The following is a 16,915-nucleotide window of genomic DNA, read 5'->3' on the forward strand; positions in this document are numbered from 1 at the left end:
GATGAGGTTTGATTATCGTACAAAAGGTGTTTGCTCGCGGGTGATCCATGTCGAGGTGGAAGACGGTATTGTGCGCGAGGTTGTGTTTGAGGGCGGATGCCCGGGGAATGCGCAGGGGGTCAGCAGGCTTGTCCAGGGAAGGCCGGTGGCTGAGGTGATCGACCTGCTGCAGGGGATCAGATGCGGTTTCAAATCCACATCCTGCCCGGATCAGCTCGCCCGCGCACTCGCGGAGAATGCGGGCCAGCCTGTTTCGGAATAATCTTTTCGCTTGAAGCGGCGGAGCAGCTTTTGCCGCAGCCTGCTTCGGAATTTCAGGCTTGATGCGGCCCCTGCGGCCTTCCGGTGCGCAGAGTGCGGTCCAGGATACGGCGCTCTATGAAAAAAGCCTTCGCCAAAGATGCGAAGCAGGTTCTGGATGTACGGGAGCATACCTTTGATGATAAGAACCGATTTTTTGAGGGAGGAGGGTTCCAACATGCGTTGTGACGACAGCGATATGAAGATTATGCCCGAACGGGTGTCCAAAGTGTTCGATTCTGCGGAGGGTGCGGCGGTCGCCTTTGCCCGGGAAAAAGCAAACGGCAACATGGATAAGGCGCGTGCGCTTGGCCTCCGGTTTGCACAGGAACTGATCTGCAAGGAAGGGGGGCTGACTTCGTTTGGGGTAGGGGCGTTCGACGATGCGCGGACGGTTACCCAACGAAAAATCCTGTTTTCCTATGTGGTCAACCAGGTGATTGCCGACCTGTTCCCCAATTCGATTGTAGCGCAGTCGGCGATGTCATCGTTTTATAACAAGATCGAACAGGAATCCCCCGAGACCAGCGAGATGCTGTTCGACTCGGTGGCGTTCACCATGTATATCCTGACAGCGCGTTCCTCCCCGAGCGATCCCAAAGCAATCGGGGAGGTGTTCGCCCGGCTTTGCCAACGGGAGGACGATCCGCTTTTTGTGCGTTACGGAATGGAACTTGCGGAATATTTCACCCTGCGCTGCACCCAGACGGTGCTTGAGGCGGGGCTGATCCGGTGACTGGCCACAACAAACGGTCTCAAAAGAGGGTTACCGGTTTTTGGGCGTTTTACGGACAGGCAAAAAACAGCGGGCGCAGAAGCGTCCGCTGTTTTTGATAGAATCAGGATCAGTCTTTCTGGTTCTCGAGGAACCGTTTATAGGCCTGCCGCAGCTCTTCGGCGGTGACCTCCGGGCAGGTGGGGTTGCAGTGTGCCCACGCGCCCGTCTCGGAGGAGGCATTAAACTTGATCTTGTCCGCCGACCGCATGGGCGGGAAAAATTCAATATGGAAATGGTAGGTTTCGCTGTAGTCGCCGCTGTTGACCGGCGCGTTATGCATACACATCATATAGGGGAAACGGAATCCGAACAGGCTGTCGAGCATCCCAACCGTTTGTTTGATCGTGGCTGCCAGCGCCGCGCGTTCTTCCTTGTCAAAATCGGTGATGTAGCATTTATGCGCCTTGGACATGATGTACACCCCGTACGGATATTCGGTAAAGAACGGCAGGAAGACAGTGAAATGCTCGTTCTCAAAGATGATCCGGCGGCCGTCCTTGCGTTCTTCTTCAAGCATATCACAGAACAGGCAGCGCCCTTTTGCGGTGTGGTGCTGGTTGGCGGACGCTGTTTCCAGCTGGATTTTTTTGGGGATAAAGGAATAGCCGTAGATCTGGCCGTGTGGATGCGGCATGGTCACGCCTACCGCCTCGCCGCGGTTTTCAAACAGGAACACATATTTGATCTTTTCGTCCGCGCGGAGAGCATCGAACCGCTCACACCACAGATCGACCAGCTTGCCCATATGCGCGTCACTCAGTTCGGGCACAGTGGTAGTATGGCCCGGCGAGTAGAGGACGACCTCGCATTTGCCATAAGCAGGTGCGGTTTTGAAAAACTCGTTTGATACATCGTCCGGCTCAGGGGGCTGCTGGCTCAACGCAGGGAAGTCGTTGTCGTACTCGTAGACCTCATAGTCATCCGGGACTTTGCCCGAACCCGGACAGAACGGACACCAATCTTTCGGCATCTGCGGGCGCGCCTGACGGTGGGAAGCGATCATGACCCAGTCCTGGGTGAGGGGATGCCATCTCAATTCAGCCATATTGATTCCTCCATTGTTTCAATCGGATTTGTACCGTTTTTTACCGGCCGGTTTTATACAGGTCAGGTGTCACCTTCACCCCGCCAACCGGACGGATCGAAAGTACGTAACAGCTGCCCTGGCCGAACACCGATTCGATGCCGGACCGATAGTCTGAGAGCAGGCTGTCGGGCACGAAACACTGGATTGTCCCGGCGAAGCCGCCGCCATGCACCCGCCATGCACCCTGCCCGGAGAGGATCTGCTCGCTCGCTGCCAAACCGAGCGACAGGCCCTGTTCATCGGGATTCTTGCAGGTGTAAACGTTTTGCAGGTACATAAACGAGCTGTGCCCGCTTTCGATCACAAGCTGTCTGAAGTGGTCAAAGTCTCCCGCTTCGAGCGCGGCAACCTCCTGTGGGACCCGCGCATCATCCGCGAAGAAGTGCGCCGCACGCAGCAGGGCGCGGTCGGTACAGCTTTTGCGCAGCTCACCGATCTTTGCATAAAACTCCGCTGGGGAGACCTCTCGAAGCACCTGTTTGCCGAACTGCGCGGCAACCGATTTCATCTCAGCGGGCGCGGCGGCGTAGTCGCCGGTCAGATCGGCGTGGTTTCCGCCGGTATCGACAATGCAGAGCTGATACCCCGACTTGGAGAAGTCAACCTCCACTTTTTTGACCTGCGGATGCGCGACATCCGCAAAATCAATGGTCACAAATCCGCCCACCGAAGAAGCGGTCTGGTCCATCAGCCCGCTGGGCTTGCCAAAGTAGACGTTCTCGGCATACTGCGCAATCTGTGCAATCTGCACCGCCGATGCTTTCTGTCCCGCGTAAAAGTGGTTGAGGATGGTGCCGACCAGGACCTCGAACGCCGCCGAGGAGGAAAGCCCCGAGCCTTTGAGCACGTCGCTGGTGGTGTAGGCGTCAAATCCGCCGATCTCCATCCCCAGCTCCCGGAACCGCGCGGCAACCCCGCGGATCAGCGCAGCGGCGCAGTTGGTTTCTTCTTGCCGGACCGAAAGATCGGAAAGGTCGATGGTGTCCATTGGGTAGCCGGTCGACTGGATACGGATAACGCCTTCGTCGTTTTTGCCGGCGACTGCGATGACATCAAGGTTGACCCCTGCCGCGAGCACCCGTCCATGCTGATGGTCGGTGTGGTTGCCGCCCACCTCGGTACGTCCGGGCGCGGAAAACAGTTCGGCTTCCCGTTCCCCGAACAGCCGTTCAAATTCCGCTGCCGCGCCGGCATAACGTTCGGCCTGACGTGCCGCATCGTTTTTATAAAGGTATTCGAATGTGCCGGACAGCGCGCCCGACCGGATCTGCTCCTGCAACTCTTTGGTACGCATTGTTGTCTTTTCCTCCATCCCGCGGGCGGCTGAAAACAGAGCCATTCCGGCCTTCCAGCCGGCCCAAAACGGAATCGCTCTGGATTGCACCGCCAAAAGCAGATTTTGTGTGATGGCGGGAGCTGCCCGCCTCGTGAAAACAACCGGATGTTTTCAAGTTCTTTCCTTATATCGTAGCGCATTTTAAACGAAATTTCAACCTAAATTTTTCCCTTTTTGATGGATTTTTGTTGCAGTAAAATCACCGGCAGCACACACTATTCTGTTATAGAGAAAGGGGGAGACATTATGCCATCCGAAAGTTTTAAGCGCTCCTACAAGACCAAAACCCGGGAAAGCCTGCCGGTCGCGGTTTATAACAGCGGGCTTCAGCAGTGTGACCCCGGCTATACCTGGGGGCCGGGCCTGCGTGACCACTGCCTGATCCACCATGTCACCTCCGGAAAAGGGGTTTTCCGCGTGGAGGATGCGGTCTACGAGGTGGGGGCGGGGGATACCTTTCTGGTCTATCCGGGGACGGTGGTCTCCTATACTGCTGACGTTGAGGACCCATGGGGGTACTGCTGGGTCGGGTTCAACGGTCCGGACGCCAAAATCCTGCTCACACAGACCCCCTTCACCCGGGAGCAGCCGGTGGTACGGTTCAGCGATCCGGACGCGGTTCGCGATGCGATCCAGTCGATCTATGCGGCGTCGGGCACCTCTTCCGCCTCCGAACTGCGGGCAATCGGACAGCTTTATCTCTTTCTGGCCCTGCTGGTGGAGCAGGGTGGTCAGGAACCTTCAGGCGATTTGATGCGGGAATATTTTGAAAGTGCGGTGCGGTTCATCACCCACAACTATTCCCATCCAATCGACGTGGGGGACATCGCCTCTAATGTCGGGATCAGCCGCAGCCACCTCTATCGGGTATTCATGCAGGAGGTGGATGTTTCCCCAAACGATTATCTGACCCGGTTCCGGGTCACACAGGCGTGCGAACTGCTTGAGCGGTCCACTCTTTCGATGGCAGAGGTCGCCGCATCGGTCGGCTACAGCGACCAGCTCTATTTCTCACGGGTGTTCAAGAAGGTCATCGGCCTGCCGCCCACCCAGTATAAACAGCAGAAGCTACAAACCAGACAGGGAGGAATATTATGGAACTGAATTCTGTTATGGGGCTGGATACAGTGGGGGCCGGTTCTGCCGCCGAGGGGATTCAGGAGGCGGTCAGCGAGATCGTCGGGATGGACACGCCCAACCGGTGGCGGTTCCTGTTGGAGGGCCTGAAAAGGCTCGCGCCCAAGCTGCTTACCATTGTCCTGATCCTGTTGATCGGGACCCTGCTGATCCGCATGGTGATCCGGGTTTCCCGCAGGCTGCTCGAGAAGTCAAAGCTGGAGGTCACCCTGCATAGCTTCATCCTTTCTATTTTTAAAATCTGCCTTTATACCCTGCTCGGCATCCTCGCGCTGACCATCCTGATCCCCGACGCGATCGGGTGGGTGGTTGCCCTGATGAGCGTTTTCGGTTTGGCGGTTTCGCTCGCCATCCAGGATTCCCTCTCCAACCTTGCAGGCGGCATCTCGGTGCTGTTCACCAAGCCGTTCTCGATCGGGGACTATGTGGACATCGGCGGCAGAGAGGGAACGGTTCAGGACATCCGGCTCAACTATACGGTGATCAAGACGGTGGATAATAAGGTGGTCCATGTGCCGAATGGGGATGTGGCAAAAGCACAGATCACCAATTTTACAAGCGAGCCGATGCGCAGGCTTGACCTCGATTTTTCGATCGGCTATGAGGATGACTTCGCGCTCGCGCAGAAGCTGGTCACGGAGATGATCGCGCAGCATCCGCAGGCGTATGCTGATCCGGAGCCGATCGTGCGGATGGTCGGGCATGGAGAGTCAGCAGTGGTGCTTGGATGCCGGGTCTGGTGCGCTACACCGGATTATTGGAACCTCAAATTTGACCTGCTCGAACAGGTCAAGGAGCAGTTCGACCGTAACGGCATTTCGATCCCGTTCAACCGGCTTTACACCCGGTCCCATGGATAAAGCGGGTTTCTTGGGGGCTTGTGAAGGGAAGAAATCTATGGTATGATGGAAAAATACGGGACAGTTTGTGTGAAGAAGGGGTGTTGTGATCTTTTGAGGAATGTGAAAAAAGACCTGGAACGGATTCTTTTGCAGGTGCAGAAACCGTCCAGATATACCGGCGGGGAACTGGGGAGTGTTGTCAAGGACCCGGAAAAGGTGGATGTGCGGTTTGCGTTCTGCTTTCCGGACGTTTATGAAGTGGGGATGTCCCACCTAGGCATGAAAATCCTCTATGCACTGACCAACGCGCGGGAAAACTATTGGTGCGAACGGGTTTTCGCGCCCGACCAGGATATGGAACAGCTCATGCGGGAGCGGGGAATACCACTTTACGGTCTGGAGAGCCTCGACGCGATCGGGGAGTTCGATTTCATCGGTTTTACCCTGCAATATGAGATGAGTTTTACTGCGGTCCTGAACATGCTCGATCTGGCGGGGCTGGAGGTGCGCTCCAAAGACCGCCGCAACCTCTGGCCGGTGGTGGTAGCGGGCGGCCCCTGCGCCTGCAACCCGGAGCCGGTCGCCGATTTTATCGACCTGTTTATCCTCGGGGAGGGGGAGGAGGTCAACCTCGAACTGATGGACCTCTATCTCGTCTGCAAAAAAGAGGGATGTTCCAAGCAGGAGTTCCTGCGGCGCGCGGCACAGATTGAAGGGATTTATGTCCCGTCCCTCTACGAGGTGCGCTATCATCCGGACGGGACGGTCGCCGCAGTTGCTCCGCAGGAGGGTGCGCCTGCGGTCGTACACAAACGGATCATCCGCGATCTGGACAAGGTGTTCTATCCTGAAAATTTTGTGGTGCCGTTTACGCAGGCGGTGCACGACCGCGCGATGGTCGAGGTGCTGCGCGGCTGTATCCGGGGATGCCGGTTCTGTCAGGCCGGGTTTATCTATCGCCCTTTCCGCGAAAAGCAGGAAGACACGATTAACCGCAATGCGCACACGCTCTGCGACAATACCGGTTATGACGAGGTTTCCTTGACCTCGCTTTCTACAAGCGATTATTCCCAGCTGGAACCGCTGCTGAACGGGATGCTCACCTGGACCGAGCCGGACGCGGTCAATATCGCGCTTCCCTCCCTGCGGGTGGACAACTTTTCGAAAGAGCTGATCGACCGGGTTGCAGCGGTGCGGAAGTCATCTCTGACCTTTGCGCCCGAGGCGGGCACCCAGCGGATGCGGGATGTTATCAACAAGAATGTCACCGAGGAGGAGGTTCTGCGGACCTGCCGGACTGCGTTTGAAGGCGGGTTCACCAATGTAAAGCTCTATTTTATGCTAGGGCTCCCAACCGAGACAGACGAGGATGTGGAGGGGATCGTCCATCTGGCGCAGAAGGTGGTCGACCTGTTCTACCATCTTCCGGATAAGCCGAAGGGCAAAGGGGTCAGCGTGAACGTGTCGGTCGCCTGTTTTGTGCCAAAGCCATTCACCCCATTCGAGTTTGAACCGCAGGATACGATGGAAAATCTGCGCCGCAAGCAGAAAATCCTGCTCGAAACAGTGCGTTCCCGCAAGATCAACGTCAAATACCACGACAGCCCGACCAGCTTTCTGGAAGCGGTGCTCGCGCGCGGCGACCGCAGGCTCTGCCCGATGGTGGAATACGCTTGGCGGAGCGGTTCCAAGCTGGATGGCTGGAACGATTATTTCCGGATGGAGCGCTGGGAGGATGCGGCGGAGGTATGCGGAATCGACCTCGCGTTCTATGCCAACCGAACCCGCAGCTATGATGAAATCATGCCGTGGGACCACCTTGATTACGGGGTGAGCAAGGTGTTCCTGATCCGTGAGAATGAGCGGGCGCATCAGGACGCCACAACCCCGCACTGCCGGAATCACTGCGCGGGATGCGGGGCGAACCGTCTGTTAGGGGGTGCATGTTTTGGCTGAACTGTTTCAGACGACCGTCCGGGTGTTCTGGAAGAAGGAAGGTCGGATAAAATACATCTCCCACCTCGATATCAACCGCTGTATGGCGCGTGCGCTCAAACGGTCGCGGCTCCCGGTCTGGCACACGCTCGGGTTTAACCCGCACATCTATACCACCTTCGCCCTGCCGCTTGCGCTCGGCTATGAGAGCGAGTGTGAATCGGTCGATTTCCGGTTGACCGAGCAGGTTCCGATGCAGGAGGTGGTCGACCGGCTGAATGCGGTGTTCCCTGAAGGGATGGCCGCTTACCATGCGGCTCCGGCGGTGCAGAAACCGGAGGCGATCTGCTGGGCCGATTACCGGATCATCCAGGAGTTTGACCATATCCCTGCGGAACAGGCTGCCCGGACGCTCTCCGACTGGTGCGCGCGTCCTGCGCTGCCCGTCCTGAAAAAGACAAAAAAAGGGGAACGGATGGTTGATGTCAAGCCGCATTTTTCGGTACAGGGGGTAGAGGCACAGAACAATATCCTGACCCTTTCGGTGCGTGCAGCGGCAGGCGCGTCGCTGAACATCAACCCGACATTGGTGCTCGATACATTTGCCGCCGAGACCGGCACAGCCGCCGGCTGGCAGAGGGTGGTACGCACCGCCATTCTGGACGGGACGTTCCACGATTTCAGATAAAATGGAGGAAAAGCGTATGATTACCAGAGCAAACGAGTTGAACACATTTTCCAAGCCGTTTTTTGACGGGAAGGGCGAAGTGCAGATGCGGCAGGTTCTCCAGCCCGAGCAGTTCTGTGGACATGGCCGGCTGTTCAATCAGGTGACGATCCAGCCGGGATGCTCGCTCGGCTGGCATACCCATCAGGGTGAGAGTGAGACCTATTTCCTGCTTCAGGGCAAGGGGCTGTACAGCGACAATGGAAAAGAGGTCGAGCTGGAAGCCGGCGACTGCGCCTACTGCCCGAGCGGAGAGGGCCACAGCATCGAAAATATCGGTTCGGAGCCGCTGGTATTTATGGCTCTGATTGTCAATGCATAAAATTTTGTGCGGCCAAGGAAAAAATGCTTGCTTTTTTTGGCGCGATATGGTAGACTAGCTATTGCATGTAATGGACGTTGTGATCCTGCAACGGGTCTTCATGCCCAGCCAACCGGCTGCACATGTAAGCCAGACAGTCCTCTGCCGTGTGTTCGGGAATGAATGTCTGATAAAATTTAGGAGGAACAGTATGGACGCTTTAAAGCAGATTGCAAGCGAGTGCATCAAAGCAGAGATGCCCAAAGTCGAGATCGGTGACACCGTGAAGGTGCACGTCTGGATCAAAGAGGGCGAGAAGAAGAGAGTTCAGGTTTTTGAGGGCACCGTGATTGCGAAGAAACACGGCGGCATCTCCGAGACTTTCACCGTCCGCCGGGTGGCACATGGCTGCGGAGTTGAGAGGGTTTTCCCGATCCACTCCCCCAATATCGAAAAGGTGGATCTGGTCCGCAAAGGTCGTGTCCGCCGCAGCAAGCTCTACTATCTGCGTGACCGCGTTGGTAAGGCTGCCAAGGTCAAGGACATCATCCGCTAATCTGATTCTGATGCAAAAAAGCAGCCGCGATTTCTGCGGCTGCTTTTCCTTTTAAATGCGGCAGATAACAGGCCCTGGTTCCGGGCATCTTAATAATCGAAACAGTGGAAAAACTTTTTTTGATTTTTCAGGATGCGGAAAGGCGGTGCAGAGGATGAGCGGTTCATCCCGGCGTAAAAAGACGTTTCATTACGGGATCAGGCGTTCGCTCAACTGGATTTCGGCGCGGCGCACCCGCAGGAGGGAATTATTTGACTGGGTGGAATCCTGTGTGGATGCCCTCGTCCTGATTCTGCTGGCGTTCGTTTTTCTGGTGCGTACTGCTACCGTTTCCGGTTCCTCGATGGTACCGACCCTGCATGACCGGGAGCGGTTGCTGCTCTGGCAGGCGGGCTATCATGACCCGCAATATGGGGACATCGTGGTGGTTGACCGCACTGGGACCGGGGAAACACCGGTCATCAAGCGGGTGATCGGACGTGCGGGTGACCGGATTGACATTGACTTTTCAGCGGGCGAGGTGCGGCGCAATGGGGAGCTGCTTGACGAGCCGTATATTTATGAGCCGACCCACGCTTTCCGGGATGTGGATTTTCCGGCTGTTGTGCCCGATGGGACGGTTTTTGTGCTGGGGGATAACCGTAACCACTCGCTCGACAGCCGGGACAGCTCGATCGGCATGGTAGACCTGCGTCAAATCATGGGCAAGGCAGTATTTCGGCTTTACCCGTTTGAGGCGGCAGGCTGTATCGGGTGAAAAGTATGACAAGGAAGGGTATGACAGCGATGAAAAAAAAGGAGGGCCAGATCAGCGAGCTTTATGAGCTTGTGGAGTCGTTTGTCTGGATGTTGGGGGTGCTGTTGGTGGTCTGCTGTTTTTTTGTGCGGACCGCTACGGTGGACGGTGGGTCGATGTTCCCGACGCTGGAGGATCGCGAAAACCTGCTGTTGCAGGTGGCAGGATGTGGGAACGCCTCCTATGGTGACATCCTTGTGGTCAACGCGCCCGATCTTGCAGAAAAGGTGATTATCAAACGGGTGGTCGGTCTTGCCGGAGACACGATCGAGATTGATTTTGATACCGGTGAGGTGCGGCGCAACGGGGAGCTGCTTGATGAGCCATATATCAACGAGCCGACCTGGACTTGGGAGGGGGTTGACTTCCCGGTACAGGTGCCGGAAGGGCATCTGTTTGTGCTGGGGGATAACCGCAACCATTCCAAGGACAGCCGCTCCCCGGATATTGGGATGGTGGATGTCCGGGAGATCATCGGGCGGGCCTTTTTCCGCCTGACGCCGTTTGCCAGGGTGGGCAGTATCAACTGAAGGAGTTCGGAGATGGAACAACAGGAAAATCCGCTGCTCGAGCTTTACGAGTGGCTGGAATCGGGGATCGTGACAGTGGTGGGAATGCTGCTGCTCTTCACCCTGATAGTGCGTCCGGCGACGGTCAACGGTCCGTCGATGATGAAAACCCTGCACGACGGAGACCGGCTGATCCTACAGCAGGCGGGATACCACGACCCGCAGTATGGGGACATCGTGGTGATCGACCGCACCGGCACCGGGGAACCGGCGATTGTCAAACGGGTGATCGGGCGGGCAGGGGACACGATCGACATTGATTTTACCGCACATACTGTCCGGCGCAATGGGGAACTGCTCGACGAGCCATATGTCAATGAGCCGACCGAGCTTGGTTATGATGTGGAGTTCCCGGTGACGGTGCCGGAAGGGTGCATCTTTGTGCTGGGGGACAACCGCAACAATTCGCTCGACAGCCGCGCCTCCGAGATCGGGATGGTGGATGTCCGGCGGGTGATGGGCAAAGCGGTCTTTCGTTTTTTCCCATTTGGGAAGATTGGCGGCGTGTCCTGAATACTGGGAAGGAGTTTTAGCATGGAAGAATTGGAACAGACCCCAAACCAGCCGATGGCGCCGCTGCCATCGATCCAGTGGTTTCCTGGGCATATGACCAAAACCCGCCGGCTGATGGAGAAAAGCCTCCGCCTGGTGGACTTGGTGGTGGAGCTGACCGATGCGCGGATTCCCGCATCCAGCCGCAATCCGGAGATCGACCGGCTGGTGGGGAACAAGCCCCGGGTGCTTCTGCTTAACAAGTGCGATTCCGCAGACGAGTCTGCAACCTCAAAATGGCTTGCCTGTTATGCGAAGCAGGGCATCCCGGCGATTGCGACCGATTGCCGCAGCGGCAAGGGATTAAAAGCGTTTCTGCCGCTTGTCCGGCAGACCCTTTCGGAGCAGCTCGCGCGCCGCGCCGCCCGCGGGATGGCCGGACAGCCGATCCGCATGATGATTGTCGGGATTCCAAATGTGGGCAAGTCCTCGCTGATTAACCGTCTGGCGGGTTCGCGCCGCACCAAGGTGGAGGATCGTCCAGGTGTGACACGGGGCCGGCAGTGGGTGTCGCTCGAGGGCGGGATCGAGCTGCTTGATATGGCGGGTATCCTCTGGCCCAAGTTCGAGGACCCGCTGGTCGGGGAGCGGCTGGCGTTCACCGGCGCGGTCAAGGACGATGTCCTCGACATCGAACTGTTGGCGATGCGGCTGCTCCTGCTGCTTCAGGAGGAATATCCTGACCTGCTCGCGCAGCGGTATAAATTCCGGGAGGGGGAAGCGGACGGTTTGGATGCATATGCGCTGCTGGAACTGGTTGGACGCCGGCGCGGTATGCTGGTTTCGGGCGGCGAGGTCAATACAGAACGGGCGGCAATCACTGTTCTGGACGAGTTCCGGAGCGGGAAGATGGGCCGTCTGACCCTCGAGCTTCCGCCGCATTCCTGAATTCTGATGTCAGGGGGCGCTCGCCAAGCCTCCTTTTTGCCGCTGTTAAAGATATGCACCGGCAAATCGGGGGAAAGGCCGGCGAAACTGTTTCGATGAAAAATCCGTTCTGGGCAGATGGAAGGTGTGGAGATGTACGAATACGAACAGGAAGCCTATGCGCAGGGATTTCGGGCGGTCTGCGGGGTGGATGAGGCAGGCCGCGGCCCGCTGGCGGGCGACGTTTACGCAGCGGCGGTGATCCTGCCGCAGGGGTTGGAAATTCCGGGGATTGACGATTCCAAAAAGCTCTCCGCCAAAAAGCGCGAACAGCTTTACGAGCAGATCTGTGCACAGGCAGCGGCTTGCTGCATCTCCTCGGCGACCGTCGAGGAGATCGACCGGCTGAACATCCTGCAAGCATCCATGCTGGCAATGCGCCGGGCGGTTGCGGGGCTTTCCATATGTCCTGATCTTGCGCTGGTTGACGGGAACCGGGACCCGGCCTTCCCGGACGGGCTTGCCTGCCGGACGATCGTCCACGGGGATGCCAGATCAGGCTCGATCGCGGCAGCGTCGATTCTGGCGAAGGTCGCGCGGGACCGGTATATGAAGGCATTGGATGCCAAATATCCCGCCTATGCATTCTCCAAGCACAAAGGCTATGGAACAAAGCTCCATTATCAGATGTTGGATGAGAATGGGGTATCCCCGGTCCACCGCCGGACGTTCCTGAAAAAATGGGAAGCCGGGAGATAGCGGGATGGCGACAACGCGTCAGCGGGGGGCACTGGGGGAAGCGTTTGCCTGTGCGCGCCTGCTTGAGGACGGATATCGTATTCTGGAACGCAACTGGCGCAGCGGCAAAAGCGAAATCGACCTAATCGCCCAGAAAGGGAATGTGATTGCATTCATCGAGGTAAAGACCCGCGCTCAGGATGGGTGGTGCACACCGTCACAGGCGCTGGCCCGCAGCCAGCAGCGGCGGATCATACTGGCGGCGGTGGCATATCTGCGGGGAAAGGGCATATACAATACAGGGATGTTCCAGCCGCGGTTCGACCTGTTCGAGGTTGTGACCGCCTGTGCTGGTTCGCCCGAGGTGGTGCGGTACCGTCATCTGACGTCCGCCTATGATACGGAGGGGTTTGATGTTTTTATTTGACCTGCACTGCGACACGGTCGGACGGCTGCACGACAGCATCTGTTTCAAACCGGGAGAGAGTGTATTTCTGACCAAGGGGGAACGCCTCCCTGAAACGGACACACTGCTGCACAACCATGGGCATCTTGCGCTCGACCGGATGGCAGGGATCGACTGGTGTCAGTGCTTCGCGATTTTCATGCCAGACCAATACCGGGGCCCGGACGCAATCGCTTATTTTGAGAGCTGTTACCGGTATTTTCAAACCCAGCTTGCACAAAATGCTGGCCGGCTGGCGCAGGTGCAGACGGTCGGACAACTGAAATCTGCGCTTTCGGAAGGCAAAGCTGCCGCCATGCTGACGGTGGAAGGCGGTTCCGCTCTGGGCGGCGACCTCTCGCGAGTTGGCAGGCTGGCGGAATGCGGGGTCCGGATAGTGACGCTGACCTGGAATGGCGAGAACGAGCTGGCGAGCGGAAACGCGACTACCCACGGGTTTTCCGGATTTGGACGGGAGGCGGTGGCGGAATTCGAGCGGGCTGGGATTGTCGCGGATGTCTCCCACCTGAACGACCGGGGGTTTGAAGAGTTAGCTGGGTTTGCACGCCGACCGTTCATCGCGACCCACAGCGATGCCCGGTCAGTACATAACCACCCCCGCAACCTGACCGACGACCAGTTCCGCCATATTGTTTCCATTGGCGGGCTCGTAGGACTGAACTTCTGTGTCCATTTCCTCTCGGATGACCCCGACCCGGCATTCCCGCGGCTGGCGGCGCATCTGGAGCGGTTTCTCCGGCTGGGCGGGGAGGATGTGGTGGCGCTTGGCTCCGATTTTGATGGATGTGATGTCCCCTCCTGGCTCGGCTCCGGGGAAAAATTCCCGGACCTCTACCGGGAGGTCTGCGGCGGGTTCGGGCAGGGGATCGCCGACAAGCTGTTCTTTACCAATGCGGCAGACTTCTTTGCGCGCTGGGAAGGGGGGATGTAAATGGCGGTCTACACGATCAGCGACCTGCACCTCTCCCTTTCGGGGGACCATTCGATGGATGTGTTTCCAGGATGGCAGGGGTATGTCGAGCGGATCGAGCAAAACTGGCGGGAACACATCACGGATGCAGATACGGTGGTGCTTCCCGGCGATACCTCATGGGGGCTTTCCCTGGAGGAGTCGCTCGCGGACTTCGCTTTCATTGACCGCCTCCCTGGGAAAAAAATCCTGCTCAAGGGGAACCATGATTACTGGTGGACCACAAAAAACAAGATGGAGCGTTTTTTTTCAGAACATGGATTAAATTCCCTGCAAATTCTCCATAATAACAGCGTTGTGGTAGAAGGAATGGCGATCTGCGGTTCGCGGGGCTGGCTGTTCGAGACAGGCGAGGCGTTTGACGCGAAGATCATCAATCGGGAGGCGATCCGGCTCGAGCTTTCGCTCGCCGAGGCGGAAAAAACAGGGCAGCCGCCGGTTGTATTCCTGCACTATCCGCCAGTCTATGGAGAAAATGAGTCCCCGCAGATTCTGGATGTGCTTTGCAGGCACCGGGTTTCCCGCTGCTATTACGGCCATATCCATGCCGCGGGCTGCCGCTATGCAGTCGAAGGGCGGTATCTGGGCATCCATTTCCGGCTGGTGAGCAGTGATTTTCTCAGGTTTACCCCGGTTCTGGTGGAATTTCCTGAAGAATTTTCCTGAATTCATAAAAAATCTCTTGGCATTGACGGTTCTATTTGCTATAATATTAAATTGGTGGGCAAAAAGCTCAAATACGTTCCTCCATGAAAAGTGGCAGGAGCAGTTTAAAGTACGTTTTCAGGAGGAAGTATAAAATGGCAGTTATTTCCCAGAAAGTAAATGATGACAAACGTGTGGAACTGACAATTTCGGTCGGTGCAGAAGAGTTCGGCAAGGCGATTGACGCTGCTTACAGAAAAAATGTCAAACGGATGCAGGTGCCGGGATTCCGAAAAGGAAAGGCCCCCCGCAAGATGATTGAAAAGATGTACGGCGAGGGCGTTTTCTTTGAGGACGCGATTAACAGCACCTATCCGAAGGCATATCAGGCGGCAATCATTGAAACCGGTATCAAACCGGTCGACCGCGCGGACATTGAGGTGGAGGATGCTTCCGCCGCTGAGGGCTATACCTTTAAGGCAACGGTTGCGGTCAAGCCGGAAGTCAAGGTTGCGGATTATAAGGGCCTCAAGGTCGAGAAGGTTGTGCGCACTGCGACCGATGAGGACGTCGATGCGGAGATCAAGCGGATGCAGGAGCAGAACGGCCGGATGATTACCGTTGAAGGCCGCGCAGCGCAGACCGGCGATACCGCAGTCATTGATTTTGAGGGATTCCTGGACGGTGTCGCGTTCGAAGGCGGCAAAGGGGAGTCCCACCCGCTCCAGCTCGGCTCCAACAGCTTTATTCCTGGATTTGAGGAGCAGGTCGCGGGCCATAATGCCGGTGATGCGTTTGATGTGAACGTCACCTTCCCGGAGGATTATCATGCGGAGGAGCTGAAAGGCAAAGCGGCAGTGTTCAAATGCAAGCTGCATGAGATCCGCGCCAAAGAGCTGCCCGAGCTGGATGATGAGTTTGCGAAGGATGTCAGTGAATTTGACACACTCGGCGAGCTGAAAGCAGACCTCAAGAAGAAACAGCAGGAGCGTCTGGATGACCAGAGCCAGACCGAGGTTGAAAACAAGCTGATGGAGATGGTTTCGAACAGCATGGAGGCGGATATCCCGGCGTGCATGTACGAGAACCGCATTGATGATATGGTGCAGGAGTTCGATTACCGTTTGCAGGCGCAGGGCCTCAACCTGCCGACCTATCTGAAGTATGCCGGCAAGGAGATGAGCGAGTTCCGGGATGGGTTCCGGCAGGAGGCTGAGTCCCAGGTAAAGGTCCGCTTGGCGCTTGAGAAGATTGTTGAGCTGGAAGGGATCGAGGTTTCGGATGAGGAACTGGAGGAAGAGCTGAAAGACATCGCGAAAGGATACAATACTGATCTTGAGCGGGTCAAGCAGATCGTTCCGTCCTCCGAAGTTTCTCATGGCATCGCGATGAACAAGGCGCTCGACATGATCCGTGAGAGCGCGGAGATTTCCGAAGTCAGCCCCGAAAAAACCTCTGACTGAGCAAGGCGCTATCAGAGACAGAAAAAGGGACCGGAAACGGTCTCCCACAAACTCAAAGAGGGAGTCCCTGCCGAGTGATCGCGCAGGTTACATATCAATGCGGCAGTAATGCCGCATTGATATTCTAGCGGTAAGCTGTCCAAATGTGTGGGCAGTATGCTCTGGAACCGTCATTTTGGATTGTAGAGGGATGTTTTGCGGCAGATCCAATCCATCTAGGAGGTAATTCATATGGGCTTAGTGCCAATGGTAGTGGAACAAACAAACAGGGGCGAGCGGTCGTATGATATTTTTTCCCGTTTGCTCAATGATCGGATTGTCATGCTCTGCGACGAGGTGAACGATGCTTCTGCAAGCCTGGTGGTTGCGCAGCTTCTGTATCTGGAAGGACAGGACCCCGACAAGGACATCAGCCTCTACATCAACAGCCCGGGCGGGTCGATCTCTGCGGGCATGGCGATCTACGACACAATGAACTATATCAAATGCGATGTATCAACCATCTGCATGGGCCTGGCAGCCTCAATGGGTGCATTCCTGCTCTCATCGGGCGCGAAAGGCAAGCGTCTCGCCCTGCCCAACTCCGAAATCATGATCCATCAGCCGTCGAGCGGGGTACAGGGGCAGGCGACCGACATGAAAATCCGCACCGACTGGGTGATCCGCACGCGGGAGAAACTGAACCGTATTATGTCGGAACAAACGGGACAGCCGCTTGAGGTGATTGAGCGCGATACCGAACGCGACAATTTTATGACTGCCCAGCAGGCAGTGGATTACGGTCTGGTGGATAAGATCATCGACCATCGTTAAAAGTTGGCATCTGCGTGAAGCCGACGATTTTAGGAGG

General features: G+C 56.8%; 20 protein-coding genes. 18 read left to right on the plus strand and 2 right to left on the minus strand.

What is annotated here, in order from left to right; all coding sequences use genetic code 11:
• Position 1 precedes the first annotated feature (1 nt).
• Positions 2-262 carry a TIGR03905 family TSCPD domain-containing protein gene (locus C814_RS08935; RefSeq protein ID WP_016315341.1) on the plus strand — a complete coding sequence of 87 codons (261 nt, stop codon included), beginning with the start codon at positions 2-4 and terminating at the stop codon, positions 260-262.
• A 216-nt stretch (positions 263-478) separates the two neighbouring features.
• Positions 479-1,036, plus strand: coding sequence for a hypothetical protein (locus tag C814_RS08940; protein ID WP_016315342.1), 558 nt, complete (start codon positions 479-481; stop codon positions 1,034-1,036).
• Between the two features lie 109 nt (positions 1,037-1,145).
• On the opposite strand, the gene galT is transcribed toward C814_RS08940, so the two are convergent.
• Together galT and C814_RS08950 are read right to left on the minus strand one after the other, a co-directional pair.
• On the minus strand, positions 1,146-2,123 hold the full coding sequence (gene galT / locus C814_RS08945; RefSeq protein ID WP_016315343.1) for a galactose-1-phosphate uridylyltransferase: 978 nt from the start codon (positions 2,121-2,123) through the stop codon (positions 1,146-1,148).
• Between the two features lie 40 nt (positions 2,124-2,163).
• The gene (locus C814_RS08950; RefSeq protein WP_016315344.1) at positions 2,164-3,459 is read right to left on the minus strand and encodes a galactokinase; all 1,296 of its coding nucleotides are present in this window, start codon (positions 3,457-3,459) and stop codon (positions 2,164-2,166) included.
• A 288-nt stretch (positions 3,460-3,747) separates the two neighbouring features.
• Here C814_RS08950 and C814_RS08955 point away from each other — a divergent pair, with 288 nt between their 5' ends.
• The 16 genes from C814_RS08955 to clpP all read left to right on the plus strand — a co-directional run bounded on the left by C814_RS08955 (position 3,748) and on the right by clpP (position 16,878).
• Positions 3,748-4,605, plus strand: a complete 858-nt coding sequence (locus C814_RS08955; protein ID WP_016315345.1) for an AraC family transcriptional regulator — start codon at positions 3,748-3,750, stop codon at positions 4,603-4,605.
• Positions 4,596-5,498, plus strand: a complete 903-nt coding sequence (locus C814_RS08960; protein ID WP_016315346.1) for a mechanosensitive ion channel family protein — start codon at positions 4,596-4,598, stop codon at positions 5,496-5,498. The genes C814_RS08955 and C814_RS08960 overlap by 10 nt, the downstream gene beginning before the upstream one ends.
• Positions 5,499-5,591: 93 nt before the next feature.
• Positions 5,592-7,436: a TIGR03960 family B12-binding radical SAM protein gene (locus C814_RS08965; RefSeq protein WP_369750541.1), complete on the plus strand. Its 1,845-nt coding sequence runs from the start codon at positions 5,592-5,594 to the stop codon at positions 7,434-7,436.
• Positions 7,429-8,103, plus strand: coding sequence for a TIGR03936 family radical SAM-associated protein (locus C814_RS08970; RefSeq protein ID WP_016315348.1), 675 nt, complete (start codon positions 7,429-7,431; stop codon positions 8,101-8,103). Before C814_RS08965 ends, C814_RS08970 begins: the two co-directional genes overlap by 8 nt.
• Positions 8,104-8,119: 16 nt before the next feature.
• The gene (locus C814_RS08975) at positions 8,120-8,464 is read left to right on the plus strand and encodes a cupin domain-containing protein (protein ID WP_016315349.1); all 345 of its coding nucleotides are present in this window, start codon (positions 8,120-8,122) and stop codon (positions 8,462-8,464) included.
• Between the two features lie 190 nt (positions 8,465-8,654).
• Positions 8,655-8,999 (plus strand): 50S ribosomal protein L19, encoded by a 345-nt coding sequence (gene rplS / locus C814_RS08980; RefSeq protein ID WP_016315350.1) that lies wholly within the window; start codon positions 8,655-8,657, stop codon positions 8,997-8,999.
• A 154-nt stretch (positions 9,000-9,153) separates the two neighbouring features.
• Positions 9,154-9,756 (plus strand): signal peptidase I, encoded by a 603-nt coding sequence (gene lepB / locus C814_RS08985; protein WP_016315351.1) that lies wholly within the window; start codon positions 9,154-9,156, stop codon positions 9,754-9,756.
• 29 nt (positions 9,757-9,785) lie between these two features.
• Complete coding sequence (gene lepB / locus C814_RS08990) at positions 9,786-10,325, plus strand: signal peptidase I (protein WP_022788255.1); 540 nt, start codon at positions 9,786-9,788, stop codon at positions 10,323-10,325.
• Between the two features lie 12 nt (positions 10,326-10,337).
• Positions 10,338-10,877: a signal peptidase I gene (gene lepB, locus C814_RS08995; RefSeq protein WP_016315353.1), complete on the plus strand. Its 540-nt coding sequence runs from the start codon at positions 10,338-10,340 to the stop codon at positions 10,875-10,877.
• A 54-nt stretch (positions 10,878-10,931) separates the two neighbouring features.
• A complete protein-coding gene (gene ylqF / locus C814_RS09000) occupies positions 10,932-11,804 on the plus strand; it encodes a ribosome biogenesis GTPase YlqF (protein ID WP_031219480.1) in 873 nt (290 codons plus the stop codon).
• Positions 11,805-11,936: 132 nt separating this feature from the next.
• Positions 11,937-12,542, plus strand: coding sequence for a ribonuclease HII (locus tag C814_RS09005; RefSeq protein WP_016315355.1), 606 nt, complete (start codon positions 11,937-11,939; stop codon positions 12,540-12,542).
• 4 nt (positions 12,543-12,546) lie between these two features.
• A complete protein-coding gene (locus C814_RS09010; RefSeq protein WP_016315356.1) occupies positions 12,547-12,948 on the plus strand; it encodes a YraN family protein in 402 nt (133 codons plus the stop codon).
• Complete coding sequence (locus C814_RS09015; RefSeq protein ID WP_016315357.1) at positions 12,935-13,918, plus strand: dipeptidase; 984 nt, start codon at positions 12,935-12,937, stop codon at positions 13,916-13,918. Before C814_RS09010 ends, C814_RS09015 begins: the two co-directional genes overlap by 14 nt.
• Positions 13,919-14,623, plus strand: coding sequence for a metallophosphoesterase (locus C814_RS09020; RefSeq protein ID WP_016315358.1), 705 nt, complete (start codon positions 13,919-13,921; stop codon positions 14,621-14,623).
• A 134-nt stretch (positions 14,624-14,757) separates the two neighbouring features.
• The gene (gene tig, locus C814_RS09025) at positions 14,758-16,065 is read left to right on the plus strand and encodes a trigger factor (RefSeq protein WP_016315359.1); all 1,308 of its coding nucleotides are present in this window, start codon (positions 14,758-14,760) and stop codon (positions 16,063-16,065) included.
• Between the two features lie 231 nt (positions 16,066-16,296).
• Positions 16,297-16,878, plus strand: a complete 582-nt coding sequence (gene clpP, locus C814_RS09030; RefSeq protein WP_016315360.1) for an ATP-dependent Clp endopeptidase proteolytic subunit ClpP — start codon at positions 16,297-16,299, stop codon at positions 16,876-16,878.
• The last annotated feature ends 37 nt before the right edge of the window (positions 16,879-16,915 follow it).

The organism is Anaerotruncus sp. G3(2012) (assembly GCF_000403395.2).
Classification (GTDB): domain Bacteria; phylum Bacillota; class Clostridia; order Oscillospirales; family Ruminococcaceae; genus Anaerotruncus.